This window comes from Paucisalibacillus globulus (genome assembly GCF_900184735.1).
Lineage (GTDB): Bacteria > Bacillota > Bacilli > Bacillales > Amphibacillaceae > Ornithinibacillus > Ornithinibacillus globulus_B.
The window spans coordinates 259,550-273,907 of the sequence record NZ_LT855386.1 but is presented as its reverse complement, the minus strand read 5'-3'; the positions used below and the strand labels follow the sequence as shown (position 1 = coordinate 273,907).

Sequence of the window (14,358 nt, the reverse complement as noted above, 5' to 3'; positions counted from 1 at the left end):
GACTAGTCCGCAATATAGTATGAAAATTAGTGAATGGGGATTCTATTTCCCTTAAAGTAAGTATATTTATATAATTGAGGAGTGGCGTAAAAATCCTATATTCCAACAATTAATCTTACCAGTTATCCCATTTTTTATTTATAACTCCAACATTTTTTAGTAAACTAATAATGAATGAATCCTTTTCACTTTCTAGGACTTCCATTGTGCAAGGTCCATTCGGGCTATAGCTTAAGGCTTTTGCTTTCGCTAATGTTGAATCTTCTAGATAATTTGTTGGATTTGATTGTTCAAAACATCCGGGTGCAATATATGTTTTATAAGTGTGCTCTAGTATTATCCTGGTATTAGGAGATGGCTTCGTTTCACTAGGTATCAAAAAACTTATAATTATCAGTATGGAAATAAGTATGCTAATGAAAATAACTATTCTATTTTTAAACATAAACTTTGTACCCCTTTTAATGATAATAATGAATCTTTATAAGACTTTTTTTAAATCATCTATAATAGTTTTGACCTCATCCATATCGATACCATCATAATATTTTATAATTTCTCCATCTGGATTAACTAAATAGAAACGGACACCATGATTTATTTGATCTGAATCTCGTGCTCTTGATACCTCCGAGTAAAATGCGTTCTCTGAAAACTCCTTAATTTCTTCAAATTCATAGCCTGTTAAAAAACTCCACATACTAAAATCCGCATCATAAACTTGTGCATACTTCTTCAATACCCCTGGAGAATCATTAGCGGGATCTACTGTAAAAGATATTATTTGGACATCCAAACCTTCATTTTTTAGTTGGTCTTGTAACTTCGACATATTTGCTGTCATTGGAAGACATACTGTAGTACACTTTGTGAAAATAAAATCTGCAATCCACCATTCACCTTTTAAATCCTTTAATCCTAACTTTTCATTTTCTTGTGTTGTAAAATCAAACTCTGGTACTTTTTGCGACATATTTGACTCAATTTCTTTGCTACCACAAGCAACTAGGAAAAGGATTAGAACTAACATATTAAATTTGTATTTCCTCAATTTTTATTCCTCCATAAAAATCTACTATTAATATAGAACCTTCTTTAAGTCTCCAACAATTCTATCCATCTCGTCTGCATCTACTCCATCATAACTTTTTATATATTTTCCATCAGGAGTTACTAGCATAAAGCTTGTACCATGTGTAACCTGGTCTGAACCATTATTTGGTGCCAGTACAAGAGAACGAAATGACTTGATTGACAGCTCTCTAATTGTTTGGAAGTCATAACCTGTTAAAAAGTTCCAGTTGCTAAAATCCGCATCATATTGCATAGCATATTCCTTTAACACTTCGGGACTGTCATAATCTGGATCTACAGAAAATGAGACGAGCTGTACATCTATATCATTTTCTTTTAGTTTTCTTTGTAAGTTTGACATGTTATATGTCATCGGGAGGCACACTGTTTCACAATTGGTAAAAACGAAATCTGCAATCCACCATTCACCTTTTAGATCATTAAGACTTAATACTTCATTATCTTGGGTTGTAAAAGAAAAGTCTGCTACTGTTTCAGACATATCCGGATTGATTTCACTATACTCACCACAAGCAAAGAGTAAAATGATAGGAATGAACATTAATACTTGAAAAAGTCTCATTTATTATCTTCTCCTTCTATAATAATATGTACTTTCTTAAAATATCATTGTAAATATTTAGCCCACGAAAAAGGCTTGTTCAATCAGACTTGGTTTAACCGGCTTTTTGGTTGCTAAGGCTTAGAGGAATCATAGAGAACTGAAGAATACCACCTCCTTATAATAGAAGAGTCTTATATATTGATAATGGGAAGAAGCCTTTTATAATATGTTGCTGTTAGATAGTAAATTTCTTTAATCGAAACTAGGATGATTCACTCTATTACAGACTTTCAATCAACCTTCTGTAAAAATTTACTAGCTTGCAGTGGGTTTTTTTAAGAAATTGAAGTGAAATAGGCCTTTGATTAAACAAATTTAGTTTTCGAATAGTTAATTCGATTTTTCTTTTACTATTGTAAATTGTGGCCTTTTTCTGTTTGGCAATTGCTTGTATGAAAATAATCTTTATATTTTTATGTTAATGGTATCTTACTTTTTGTTATAATAAACCATCCAAATAGTCACGTTTATTGCCATCCAGTTATTAGTTAATTAAAATCTTAAAGCGAAGATTAATTATTGATTTTGTTGATTCTTATTTTTTATTGTTGATAACAAAAAGTTTTTTTAAGCAAATAGAACACCCGTTATAACAATTGATAAATCACATTTCTAGCTTGGAAACATCTGGAGGTCTTGTTGTGACAGATACAATAATTTATAAAACAGAGATTGAATACTAACGTGAAGATTCAACTAAAGTGGGTGATGAAAAACACGGCTAATTGGATGGAGAAAATTTCATGTTACATGTTAAGATAGGGATGAGCTTTCCAATATAGCGAAATAATGTTTTAGTGAAAGCTCTCACTCACTTGGTTTACTGCAGTAACTGTGATGTTAATATAAAAAAGTATTATTTCCATTCTAGGTTTAGATGCATAAAATTCTTTTATCATATTGTTATAACAGTTTGGATTACAAGTATTTAGTGGATAGTGACATATGGAAAAGTGGAGTATAATTGTGTCAAAGTTGGCTAAATTAAGCAGAATAAAGTAGATTAGTAAGCCTAGAGGCTATATATAAAGGAGAGAGCATAGTTGAATTATAAGGAACTTATTGACCATACACTATTAAAACCTGAAATAACAAAGGAAGACGTTATGAAGCTTTGTGAAGAAGCTAAACAATTTGACTTTGCATCTGTGGTTGTAAACCCTGTATGGGTAAATATCGCAGCTGAAATGTTAAAAGGTACAGAAGTTAACGTATGCACAGTTATAGGATTTCCATTAGGTACAAATACGCCAGAAACAAAAGCCTTTGAAGCAAAAGATGCAGTAAATAACGGTGCTACTGAAGTAGATACAGTTATAAACATTGGTGCATTAAAGGATAAAAATGACGGACTTGTTGAACGAGATATCCGGGCGGTGATCGAAGCTGTAAAAGGGAAAGCATTAGTAAAGGTTATTATTGAAGCATGCTTATTAACTGATGAGGAAAAAATTCGTGTTTGCCAACTTGCGGTAAAAGCCGGAGCTGATTTTGTTAAAACATCTACTGGCTTCTCACATCACGGTGCAACATTTGAAGATGTGGCGTTAATGCGAAAAACTGTAGGTACAACAATAGGTGTAAAGGCTTCAGGTGGAGTTCGTGACCTAAATGATTTAAAACAAATGGTCGAGGCAGGTGCAACGAGGATTGGTACAAGTTCTGGAATAGAATTATTCTCGACTACCGAGTAAGGGATGAAGCTACAAAAACTTATGCAAAATTAGATTATCTAAAACACAAATATTATTGTAAATTGGATAAGAAGGGAATAATTAGTTATTAAGAAGAGTTTAATTATAAAAGGGCTCTTTCTATAGAACATTTTTTGGTTTACAGTTATGTTTAAGACATTAAATACGTAAATAGTATTTCTAACCACATAAGTAGAGGCATCCTTTCGTTATTTAAATTAGACAAAGGGGTGTCTTTTTTAATAAATATATTATTTAAAGATAAATGTTTTAATTTATTCCAACTATTTTAAAAGAATTAGAATTAAAGGAGATGGTGTAATTTAATCAATTCTCAAGGAAGGGGGTTAGGCAAATATAAAAAGTATCTAAATGAAAGGAATTATCTACTTAAAGCGGGATAATTAATGTTCTAGAAAAAATAAATAATGGAGGATATATATGACGAACGAAAATCAAAATGTCCGTGTTGCAATTGTGCAGGCTGCACCTGTTATTATGAACGAAGAGGAGAGCACTCAGAAAGCGGTTGAGTTGACGCTAAAGGCAGGGGAAAAAGGTGCGAAAATTGTAGTGTTTCCAGAAGCTTTCATTTCTGCATATCCAAGAGGGCTTTCATTTGGCTCAAAAATCGGGAGTCGTACTACACAAGGGCGACGAGATTGGTTAAGGTATTGGAAAAACTCTGTTACTATACCTGGAGAGTCTACAATGAAATTAGGAGAGGCGGCTAGAAAAGCCGGTGTCTATCTTGTTATTGGTGTAATTGAAAAAGATAACGAAAGTACTGGTGGAACACTTTTTTGTACTGTATTATTCTTTGGCCCGGATGGTAATCTACTTGGTAAGCATCGAAAGTTGAAGCCAACAGCAGCTGAAAGGATTGTTTGGGGTGAGGGGGATGGGAGTACTTTACCAGTATTTGAAACACCATACGGAAGGATAGGTGCATTAATTTGCTGGGAAAACTATATGCCTTTAGCTAGGGCAGCGATGTATTCAAAAGGTGTACAACTTTACATCACACCCACTGCTGATTCAAGAGAAACGTGGCAATCAACGATTAGGCATATAGCAATGGAAGGACGTTGCTTCGTTTTGTCATGCAATCAATATGTAACGAAAGACATGTATCCGAAAGATTTGGCCTGTTACGATGACTTAGCTGATTTACCAGAAGAAATGTGCAGGGGTGGTAGTACGGTAGTTGGTCCCTTAGGTGAATATGTTGTAGAACCTATATATGGAAGGGAAGAAATTGTGATTGCTGATTTGAATTTAGAAGATATAGCTCTAAGTCAACTAGATTTTGATGTAACAGGTCATTATGCAAGACCCGATATATTTCGATTGTATGTAAATGGAGAGAAAACAGAAAGTGTAAAATGGCTGAATGAAAATAGAGGATGGATTTAATTTAGGATAGAAGCATTGCAGGTCTTGCGATACTTCTTTAGTTTGACATGACTATATATTTACCGATGTTTTAATTCCTAAGACTAAAATAGTAGTAGTCATTAGCATAGTTAATGGTTATTTGGTGTTAGTATGAATTAGAAATCAGTTGGTGGTAAATCTCTACCACGAGTAATAGAGAAATCAAAATACCAGATGTGCTAGGAAGTGGGGCCAATCAAAGTTGTAAGACCTTAAAGGAAATATTTGGTAAGTTTATAGGGGTATGAAATAATAACATTTTTTCATTAAGAAAAGGGTGTTATTTTACACTAAGTAAGCTACAGGTGCCTTTAGGAACTGCAGCTTGCTTAGTATTTATAGCTATGGTCAATCGAAAACTCTGGATTGTCATTATTTGATCTTTGAACTTACTGATTCTATAAGTTTTTGTTGTTTACGTTCCATTGCCGAACTTCTAGTTGATAGTAGAATGAAATAACTTAGCATCCCAAAATAACAAGTAATAACAAGTGCATGCATTAGAGCAACTAGCAGATTTAATAAAGTGAAAATGATAAGTGCACCAAATATTACTTGCATTGAAATAAGACTAACAGTTGTAATCCATCCCCAATACATAACTTTACTTTGACGATAGTTTTTTATCATTCTTACAAAAAGTGATATAGTCCAGATGAATAAAACACCTGCTGCTAAGCGATGTCCCATTTGTACCCACTGCTCAAAGCTGTATGAGGCAAAATCAAGAGGGGCTGTATTGGAACAGAATGGCCAATCACCACAAACTAAATTCGCATTTATATGCCGAACTAATGCCCCGGTATAAACAACTATTAGAGTATAGACAGTCAGGGCATATATCTCTATTCGATGCTTCCTTTTAATATGTAATGATGAAGCATCAAATTTCTTATCAATCTCAAATATTAGTAACATTAGTAAAAATACTGCTGCGAATGAAATTAAGGAAATACCAAAATGTGCAGCAAGTACAAAGTCCGATTGTCCCCATATAACCGCTGCAGCCCCTATAAGGCCTTGTAGAACAAGGAATATTACTGATAATAATGACAGAAATTTAACTTCTCTAATATTCCCAATATGTTTCCATGCTAAGTAAGCTAATACAAGAACAATAATTCCTACTGAACCTGAAACTAACCGATGACTTAACTCAATTATTAACTCCATATCTATTTCTGATGGAATTAATTCACCTTTACATAGTGGCCAACTATCGCCACAACCATCACCAGACTCTGTTTTGGTTACTAATGCACCGCCAATTAGAACGAACGTCATTCCTATGACAGCCAAAACCGAAAGCCATTTTAATAATCTAATCATAAACATTATCCTCACTTTATATCCTGTTGTGTTTTTCTAAAAGTAATTATGGTACTAATCTCAATATTAAACTTTACTCTTACTATAAAGCAAATGATTTTCGGCTTAGAACTTCAGTTGACACATAATTGTTAAACATTAGACGCAATTGAATAAGGAACTACTGGAAATAGTAAAAAAACCTTGCAAACTTTTTCATTGTCTGCTAGAAATAGTATAGGGGATATTCTGTAAATTTACGAATGCTTCTGGTTCTACGATTACATAGACAACGATTGAATTTTAAATAAGGCACTTCTGCCTTATATTTGTTTTGGTTATAAAGTTCACAAAATTGTCAGAAGCTTTCGAGCAAATTTTACAGATTTTAACCTGAAGGCAAATAGATTGTAAGATTAAACCGTGATACAATTAGCATGATTAATAACATACTTTAAAGAAGTACTTACAAAAGTTACACAAATGCTTCTTTTATATGTTCCTATTTATTTGAGGGTTAAAGGAGGGATTTACAGGATGGTTTTAAAAGTGACAACTTCCTCAAAGAAAACGGGAAAAGCTATTGTACCTTACGGAATTAAAATTGTATTTTTTAATTTACAACATGAATGTGCTTACAAAAGATTAAATAGTAATTGCCTTTTATTATTTGTTTCCTTTTAGATACAATATTTTTGGCTATTTAGGCATAATAAATATTGTAAAGTTTTATTTTTGTTCTATAAGGAAAAGTTCATCGTAACCAATGGGAATGATACAAGAAGCACTTCCCAGTTAATAATTAAAATCCTTACTTAATACTTATATTAAGAAGGAAAAATAGAAAGAGAGGTATAAATAAATGAAAGGCTGGATGGGAAAATTTAAGGTATTATCCCTGTTAGGATTAGTAGCACTGTTTCTAGCAGCTTGTGGTAAGGAAAACTTAACAGCATTAGATCCAAAAGGTGTAGGGGCACAAAAATCATTGGATTTAATAATTATCCCTACTGTTATCATGTCCTTTGTTTTTCTTGTTGTTATGGTTCTATTAGTTCTAGCTCTTATTAAATTCCGAAAGAAAAAAGGTCAAAAGGACTTTATTCCAAAACAAGTTGAAGGAAATAAAACATTAGAAGTAGTTTGGACTACAATACCAATAATTCTATTAATTATCATTGCAGTTCCAACTGTTATATATACGTTTGATTTAGCTGACGATGCTGATGCTAGTGACCATTTAAATATTAATGTTACAGGAAATCAATATTGGTGGCATTTTGATTATGAAGGGCTTGAAATTCAAACAAGTCAAGATGTATACATTCCTGTGAATTCAAAAGTTTACTTTAATATGAAATCTTCTGATGTAATCCATTCATTCTGGGTACCAACTTTATCTGGTAAATTAGATGTTAACCCTGAAAACGAAAACACTTTCTTTCTTGATGCCCATGAAGAGGGAGTATATTGGGGGAAATGTGCAGAGTTTTGTGGGCCATCTCATTCTTTAATGGACTTTAAGGTTGTTGTAGTAAGTCAAGAAGAATTTGAACAATGGGTTGCAGACATGCAAAACTTTGATCCAGAAACAGCAGAGCCTGCAACAGACGCGGCAGCTCAAGGTAGAGAACTATTCAACGAAAACAACTGTCTTGGTTGTCATGCAATCGGTTCATCTGCCGCAGCGATTGGTCCAAATTTAACAAACTTTGGTGAACGTTCGAGATTGGCGGGAATTGAAGAAATGACAAAAGAAAAACTTGTTGAGTGGATTGTAAACCCAGAATTAATTAAGCCAGGTAATAAAATGACTGGTAAGTATCCAGAAGTGAGTCAAGATGATGCAGCGTTGATTGCAGAGTATTTATTACAATTAAGTCCATCTGAAATTACCACGGAAGATGCTGGTAACGGAATTGAACAATAGGATTTGATGATTGAAAAAGGGAGGTTTATTTTGTGAGTACATTAACTGCTCAGAAAACGAGCTTCGCTGCCGTGTTATGGGATTATTTGACAACTGTTGACCATAAAAAAATAGGTAAACTATATCTTTATGGTGGTGCATTTTTTTTCCTGCTCGGTGGATTAGAAGCTGTGATTATTCGTATCCAATTAATAAAGCCTGAAAATGATTTTATTTCAGCTGGTCTATACAATGAAATGATTACTATGCATGGAACTACCATGATTTTCTTTGCGGCCACGCCATTATTATTAGGATTAATGAACGCCATAATGCCACTACAAATAGGGGCTCGTGACGTGGCATTTCCATTTGTCAACGCATTGGGTTTTTGGTTATTCTTATTTGGTGGGATTATGTTAAATGTAAGTTGGTTAACAGGTGGCGCACCAGACGCTGGTTGGACTGCATATGCACCACTATCGACAACGTCGCCAGGACATGGTGTTGATTATTATGTCTTGGGTTTACAGTTGTCCGGTGCTGGTACATTAATGGGGGGGATTAATTTCCTTGTAACAATTGTTAATATGCGCGCACCAGGTATGACTTTTATGCGTATGCCATTATTTACATGGACAACATTCATAACTAGTGTATTAATTTTATTCGCATTTCCAGCATTAACGGTTGGTTTATTCTTATTAATGTTCGACCGTATGTTTGGTTCGGCATTCTTTGATACTGCACTCGGTGGTAACTCTATTATTTGGCAACATTTATTCTGGATCTTTGGACACCCAGAAGTATATGTCTTAATTCTACCAGTGTTCGGTGTCTTTAGTGAAATATTTGCTACATTCTCTAAGAAACGTTTGTTTGGTTATACCGCAATGGTATTTGCAACAATTCTAATTGGATTTTTAGGATTTATGGTATGGGCTCACCATATGTTTACGGTTGGTATGGGTCCTGTAACTAACTCGATATTTGCGATTGCAACAATGGCGATTGCAGTTCCAACTGGAATTAAAATTTTTAACTGGTTATTAACCCTTTGGGGTGGAAATATTACGATTAACTCTGCAATGCTATGGGCATTAGCATTTATTCCTTCCTTTACTATTGGAGGTATGACAGGAGTTATGGTTGCTTCAAGTGTTGCCGATTATCAATATCATGATACGTACTTTGTAGTTGCCCATTTCCACTATGTAATTGTCGGTGGGGTAGTGTTTGGAATTCTAGCTGCTTGTCATTATTGGTGGCCTATTATGTTTAAAAGAGTACTTAATGAAAAACTTGGAAAATGGGCATTCTGGAACTTCTTCATCGGTTTCCATATGACATTCTTTATCCAGCATTTCTTGGGTCTTATGGGTATGCCACGTCGTTACTGGGTATTCCTAGAAAACCAAGGCCTGGATTTAGGTAACCTTATTAGTTCTGTTGGTGCACTCTTTATGTCAATTGGTGTAATAATTTTCCTTTATAACGCTATATATTGCTGGTTTAAAGGAGATCCTGCACCACAAGATCCATGGGATGCACGTACGCTAGAATGGGCTGTCGATAAGTCAGTTCCATACTATAATTTTAAACAACTTCCATTAGTTCGTGGTTTGGATCCATTATGGATTGAGAAAATGGAAGGTAACGGTAAGATGACACCTGCGGAACCTGTTGGTGATATTCATATGCCGCATGGATCTATTTTACCGTTCTTAATGACTGTAGGATTCTTTATTGCAAGTTTCGGTTTTATTTATCAAACTGTAAATGATATAGCTTATATTTTCCTATTTGGTGGTATGGGACTTGCATTAGGTTGTATGTTAGTTCGATCATTGAAGGATGACCATGGCTACCATATTACGAAAGAAGAACTAGAAAAGGAGGCTGACTAATATGAGTCACGATCATTCCTTAAACCCAGAAGTTATGCCACAGCATCCTGAGAAGGCAACCCTTGAAGGGAAGAATAAGTTTCTAGGGTTATGGTTTTTCCTAGGTGGAGAAACAGTTCTATTCGCCAGTCTTTTTGGTACGTACCTTGCATTGAAAAATTCAACTGCTGGTGGACCAACATCACAGGATCTTTTCGGATTAGAATTAGTATTTCTTATGACAATGCTACTTTTAACTAGTTCTTTAACTAGTGTATACGCAATGTATCATATGAAAAATAACGATTTTAAAAAGATGCAATTGTGGTTAGGTATTACAGGACTACTAGGTATCGCATTCCTTGGCTGTGAGATTTATGAGTTTTACCACTATATTCATGAATTTGGATTTACATTCCGTTCTTCAGCTTTTGGATCTGCTTTCTATGCTTTAGTTGGATTCCATGGAGGGCACGTATTATTTGGTCTTTGCTGGTTGTCCGCTATTATGATTCGAAATGCGAAACGTGGATTAAATCTATACAATGCACCAAAGTTCAATACATTTAGTCTATATTGGCACTTTATTGATGTAGTTTGGGTATTCATCTTTACAGTTGTTTACCTAATGGGGAAGGTGGCATAAACGATGGCAAATAACACCAAATCCGGAGAATTTCAAAGACAACAAAATAAAGAAGAAATGAAAAAGCAGTTAATTTCCTTTGCCACAATGATCCTATTTACAATCTTAGCATTTTTGATTGTGGGCTCTGGTATTATGAGTAAAATGTTTGCTATTCCATTATTACTAGTTCTCGCACTAATTCAAGTTGCATTTCAGTTCTATTACTTCATGCATATGAAAGATAAAGGACATGAAATGGTTTCTGTAATGATATATGGTGGAGTGTGGGCGGCTATCTTAACTGTGGCTGCACTTTCCTTAGTAATTTGGTGGTAAACATAAATAGGATCGGGGAACTTGTATCCCCCGATCCTATTTTATTTTAAGCTATATCTTTAAAAAGTTGTCATATTAAATCAGTGTTTCTATATGGAATTTAGGTTATAATTAATAGGATAGATAATAGGATTACTATGGAGTGAATTACTATGTGGCTTAATTTACAATTATTCGGATTTCGTGCATTATGGAGTCCTTACTTCTTTTTATTTGTTGCTCTATTAGGCGTTACATACTTCCTAATTACTGGACCTTTACGCCACAAGTTTGGAGTAGAGGATAGACCGTCAGTCAAGCAGCAAAGCCTTTTTTATCTTGGATTGGTGTTGCTTTATATTGTTAAAGGATCACCCGTTGATCTCTTAACCCATATAACTTTAACTGCACATATGATCCAAATGGCAATATATTTAATTGTATTTCCAATATTGATGATAAAAGGTATACCAGTGTGGATTTGGGAAAAGGTACTTCTTAAACCTGTGATTAGATCGGTTATGAAAGTATTAACATTTCCACTAATATCCATAATTTTATTTAATGGTTTATTTTCTATGTACCATTTACCGTTTATCTTTGATTTAACCAAATCATCACCTGTTTTCCACACAACTTTTCATTTAGTTCTGTTAATTGCTGGTTTCTTAGTTTGGTTTCCAATTATGTCACCGGTTAAGGAATTCGCACATATTAAGCATCCATTAGGGAAGATATTTTATATCTTTGGAAATAGTGTGTTGATTACTCCAGCTTGTGTATTGATTATCTTTGCTGATGCACCATTATTTGCAGCCTATAGTTCAAGTGGTGCTTGGATTCAGGCATTAGCATTATGTGTACCAGGTGATGTATTATCAGGTTTAGCATCTTCATTCCAAATAACTGGTCCTGAAATGTTCTCTTCTTTAAGTACATTGGAGGACCAGCAGCTTGGTGGTATTATTATGAAAATTATGCAAGAGATTACGTATGGAAGTATTTTGGCAAAAGTGTTTTATTCTTGGTTTAGTCCAGAAGCATTAAAAATAGATCCTTTACCGGTTACTACTGTTCAAACAAATGATGCAAATTAAATAAATAAGGGGAGAGGGGAAGGATTCTCCTTACCTAAATATTAAGTTGGTACTTGAAGTCATAAGTGAATGCGAGTTTTTATAGAAGGAGGGGAAGGTAACTATGGCAATTTTACCTACAATTAGTACTATTTTTATTTTTCTTAGTGCTGTTTTAGTTGCAATTGGTTGGCGATTTATAGTTACAGATAGACCAAAGGCTCATAAGAAGACAATGGTAGCCGCAGCAATAAGTGCCTTATTATTCTTTATTATTTATATGTCACGGACAATATTCGCGGGAAATACAAGCTTTGGTGGACCAGAAGAATTGAAAATTTATTATACTATATTTTTGATTTTTCATATTATATTAGCGACAACTGGAGCAATTTTTGGACTTGTAACGCTTTATTTAGCTTTTAAACGAAAAATTACAAAGCACCGCAAAATAGGGCCCGTAACGGCAGTAATATGGTTTGGTTCCGCAATTACAGGAATTGCAGTATATTTACTGCTTTATGTATTATTTGATGGTGGTCAAACAACTGGTTTAATAAAGGCAATTTTAGGTACATAAAGAAAGTGATAGCATATTCGCTATCACTTTCTTTTTGCATTGTGGAGATCCTCTTGGAGCAGTTTATATTTTAATATTTAGTCTTAGTATACCAGCTTCCCTAGCTGAAATATAAATAATCAAAATTAATGGTCCAATGATAAATCCTAATAATCCAAATATCTTAAGTCCTAAAAACATAGAAATTAATGTTGCTAGAGGAGAGAGCCCCATATGTTTACCCATTACTTTTGGTTCGACTGTTCTTCTAATTGCAAGTAAAATTATCGCTAAAATTGAAAGCTCAATTCCTACTGATACATCACCAGCCATGAACATGATTAAAGCCCAAGGACCTAGTATTATGATAGAGCCGATAATCGGTATTAAATCGATAATCCAAATAATTAAAGACATGATTAATGCAACCTCTGGTGCAATTATGAACAGTCCGATTAAAGATACAGCAAATATGATTAAACTAACTAAAAATTGAGCCTTAAAAAAGCCAACGATGACATTTTTTATTCTATTATTCATAAAGGTAACTTTTTCAGCAGTTTCTTTAGTAAAGATATTAAAGATTTTCTCTCTTAGAATCGGTAATTCTAGCATAAAAAGAAATAGTGCAATTAAATATACTAATATACTAACTATATACTGTGGAATCTGAGAGAAAATACCAGCAATTCTATTAATCGTTAAATGTTCTTTCAATGTAGCATTTAATGAGGTTACATATGTATTAAAGCTATCTGTAACAGCAACTACAAATTCATTAGGTAAATCTTTTCCATACTCACTTATTCGACCTTCCCAGTCACTGTAAATAGTATTGATTTTATTAATATGAGAAGGAACATCTTCAACGAAATTAACAGCCTGACCAATTGCCTTTGTAACTAAAAATGTACCAAGTAAACCTACAACTATCAGAAACAAAAGGAAAACAATTAATACAGAGGCTTTCCGATTCAGTTTAATGCGATATTGGAGTAAACGGACTAATGGATTTAATGATAGAGCGGTAATTAATGCAACTATTAAAGGAATCGATAAGGAAAGCACAAAATAACCGATAATTAATAATGCAACAATAATTAATAATAAGATAATTTTACGTAACAAAAAGAGTTTCTCCTCTCCATAAAACGGAAATTTCTGTATTACACTATACAAAATATAGCATGAAATTATGTATGTGAATAGGACTTTTTCTTCATTACTATTGAGAAATCAAAAATAAAGCCAACTTACTCATAGAAGTTCTGAGTAGTTGGCTTTTTTAAATTGTTCTATTCAGCAGTCAGTGCTTTTAATTCTTCACTAACCTTTTCTAAGATTTTATTTGCACGCTCAATAAGGTTTTCTGGGAAGTTCTCGCCTTCCCCATACTCTACTCCATGTGGATAGTAATGTTTACCAAGTAATGGGGTAAGTAATTTAATAACAGCATCCTTACGATCCACATCACCTTCTACGGCATATCCTTGAACGCGGATATAATATGTAACATTTTCTTCATTGGAACCAATTTTGTAGTCGTATGTAACTCTTTCATAATCCCATTGTCCAGCACGAATGAAAGCATTTAATCCCATAACATGGTCAAGTGGTTTCAATTCAATGACTGTATCTTCAATTCCTAAATTTTCTAATTTCATTTCTATACACCTCACATTTTTGCTCACTAAATTAATAATAGTATTATTTGTCATAACTTGCAATGAAAATGGGAAATTTTAAGTAGGCTCTATTAAGATTAGTCATGAAATTGTAACGAATCTTTTTGTAGTTCCTGATAACAATCAGAATTCATGGCCTATTTCAGCAGTTTGTTGCAAATG

Annotated in this window: 14 protein-coding genes; 8 read left to right on the top strand and 6 right to left on the bottom strand. The window is 33.7% G+C overall.

The features are described from left to right. Positions 1-115: 115 nt before the first annotated feature. Genes BN999_RS03490 through BN999_RS03480 form a run of 3 tightly spaced genes read right to left on the bottom strand, consistent with a single transcriptional unit; the run spans position 116 to position 1,657 of the window. Positions 116-445: a hypothetical protein gene (locus BN999_RS03490; RefSeq protein WP_096270006.1), complete on the bottom strand. Its 330-nt coding sequence runs from the start codon at positions 443-445 to the stop codon at positions 116-118. A gap of 36 nt (positions 446-481) precedes the next feature. Continuing rightward, complete coding sequence (locus tag BN999_RS03485) at positions 482-1,051, bottom strand: SCO family protein (protein WP_255247388.1); 570 nt, start codon at positions 1,049-1,051, stop codon at positions 482-484. A gap of 27 nt (positions 1,052-1,078) precedes the next feature. Next, positions 1,079-1,657 carry an SCO family protein gene (locus BN999_RS03480; protein ID WP_096270005.1) on the bottom strand — a complete coding sequence of 193 codons (579 nt, stop codon included), beginning with the start codon at positions 1,655-1,657 and terminating at the stop codon, positions 1,079-1,081. Between the two features lie 1,085 nt (positions 1,658-2,742). Here BN999_RS03480 and deoC point away from each other — a divergent pair. Both deoC and BN999_RS03470 read left to right on the top strand, forming a co-directional pair. Further along, positions 2,743-3,393 (top strand): deoxyribose-phosphate aldolase, encoded by a 651-nt coding sequence (gene deoC, locus BN999_RS03475; RefSeq protein WP_096270004.1) that lies wholly within the window; start codon positions 2,743-2,745, stop codon positions 3,391-3,393. 441 nt (positions 3,394-3,834) lie between these two features. Beyond that, positions 3,835-4,809, top strand: a complete 975-nt coding sequence (locus tag BN999_RS03470) for a carbon-nitrogen hydrolase family protein (protein WP_096270003.1) — start codon at positions 3,835-3,837, stop codon at positions 4,807-4,809. A 393-nt stretch (positions 4,810-5,202) separates the two neighbouring features. Here the strand turns inward: BN999_RS03470 and BN999_RS03465 are convergent, their stop codons facing one another. Beyond that, entirely contained in the window at positions 5,203-6,159 is a 957-nt protein-coding gene (locus BN999_RS03465) for a COX15/CtaA family protein (protein ID WP_096270002.1), read from the bottom strand. A gap of 841 nt (positions 6,160-7,000) precedes the next feature. Between BN999_RS03465 and coxB the strand changes: the two genes are divergently transcribed. From coxB to BN999_RS03435, 6 genes are all read left to right on the top strand, one after another. Continuing rightward, positions 7,001-8,068: a cytochrome c oxidase subunit II gene (coxB, locus tag BN999_RS03460; RefSeq protein ID WP_096270001.1), complete on the top strand. Its 1,068-nt coding sequence runs from the start codon at positions 7,001-7,003 to the stop codon at positions 8,066-8,068. A gap of 32 nt (positions 8,069-8,100) precedes the next feature. Then, a complete protein-coding gene (gene ctaD / locus BN999_RS03455) occupies positions 8,101-9,954 on the top strand; it encodes a cytochrome c oxidase subunit I (protein ID WP_096270000.1) in 1,854 nt (617 codons plus the stop codon). Position 9,955: 1 nt separating this feature from the next. After that, positions 9,956-10,579, top strand: coding sequence for a cytochrome (ubi)quinol oxidase subunit III (locus tag BN999_RS03450; RefSeq protein ID WP_096269999.1), 624 nt, complete (start codon positions 9,956-9,958; stop codon positions 10,577-10,579). Between the two features lie 3 nt (positions 10,580-10,582). Continuing rightward, a complete protein-coding gene (ctaF, locus tag BN999_RS03445) occupies positions 10,583-10,897 on the top strand; it encodes a cytochrome c oxidase subunit IVB (protein WP_096269998.1) in 315 nt (104 codons plus the stop codon). A gap of 152 nt (positions 10,898-11,049) precedes the next feature. After that, a complete protein-coding gene (gene ctaG, locus BN999_RS03440) occupies positions 11,050-11,973 on the top strand; it encodes a cytochrome c oxidase assembly factor CtaG (protein WP_096269997.1) in 924 nt (307 codons plus the stop codon). A gap of 103 nt (positions 11,974-12,076) precedes the next feature. Beyond that, positions 12,077-12,532 carry a DUF420 domain-containing protein gene (locus BN999_RS03435; protein ID WP_096269996.1) on the top strand — a complete coding sequence of 152 codons (456 nt, stop codon included), beginning with the start codon at positions 12,077-12,079 and terminating at the stop codon, positions 12,530-12,532. Positions 12,533-12,595: 63 nt separating this feature from the next. On the opposite strand, the gene ytvI is transcribed toward BN999_RS03435, so the two are convergent. Then, positions 12,596-13,639 (bottom strand): sporulation integral membrane protein YtvI, encoded by a 1,044-nt coding sequence (ytvI, locus tag BN999_RS03430; protein ID WP_096269995.1) that lies wholly within the window; start codon positions 13,637-13,639, stop codon positions 12,596-12,598. A 167-nt stretch (positions 13,640-13,806) separates the two neighbouring features. After that, on the bottom strand, positions 13,807-14,175 hold the full coding sequence (locus BN999_RS03425; protein ID WP_096269994.1) for a YugN family protein: 369 nt from the start codon (positions 14,173-14,175) through the stop codon (positions 13,807-13,809). Positions 14,176-14,358 lie beyond the last annotated feature (183 nt).

Coding starts and splice junctions, on each gene's coding strand:
- BN999_RS03490 (WP_096270006.1), bottom strand. CDS start 445: ATGTTTAAAAATAGAATAGTTATTTTCATTAGCATACTTATTTCCATA.
- BN999_RS03480 (WP_096270005.1), bottom strand. CDS start 1,657: ATGAGACTTTTTCAAGTATTAATGTTCATTCCTATCATTTTACTCTTT.
- BN999_RS03470 (WP_096270003.1), top strand. CDS start 3,835: ATGACGAACGAAAATCAAAATGTCCGTGTTGCAATTGTGCAGGCTGCA.
- BN999_RS03465 (WP_096270002.1), bottom strand. CDS start 6,159: ATGATTAGATTATTAAAATGGCTTTCGGTTTTGGCTGTCATAGGAATG.
- coxB (WP_096270001.1), top strand. CDS start 7,001: ATGAAAGGCTGGATGGGAAAATTTAAGGTATTATCCCTGTTAGGATTA.
- BN999_RS03450 (WP_096269999.1), top strand. CDS start 9,956: ATGAGTCACGATCATTCCTTAAACCCAGAAGTTATGCCACAGCATCCT.
- ctaF (WP_096269998.1), top strand. CDS start 10,583: ATGGCAAATAACACCAAATCCGGAGAATTTCAAAGACAACAAAATAAA.
- ctaG (WP_096269997.1), top strand. CDS start 11,050: ATGTGGCTTAATTTACAATTATTCGGATTTCGTGCATTATGGAGTCCT.
- BN999_RS03435 (WP_096269996.1), top strand. CDS start 12,077: ATGGCAATTTTACCTACAATTAGTACTATTTTTATTTTTCTTAGTGCT.
- BN999_RS03425 (WP_096269994.1), bottom strand. CDS start 14,175: ATGAAATTAGAAAATTTAGGAATTGAAGATACAGTCATTGAATTGAAA.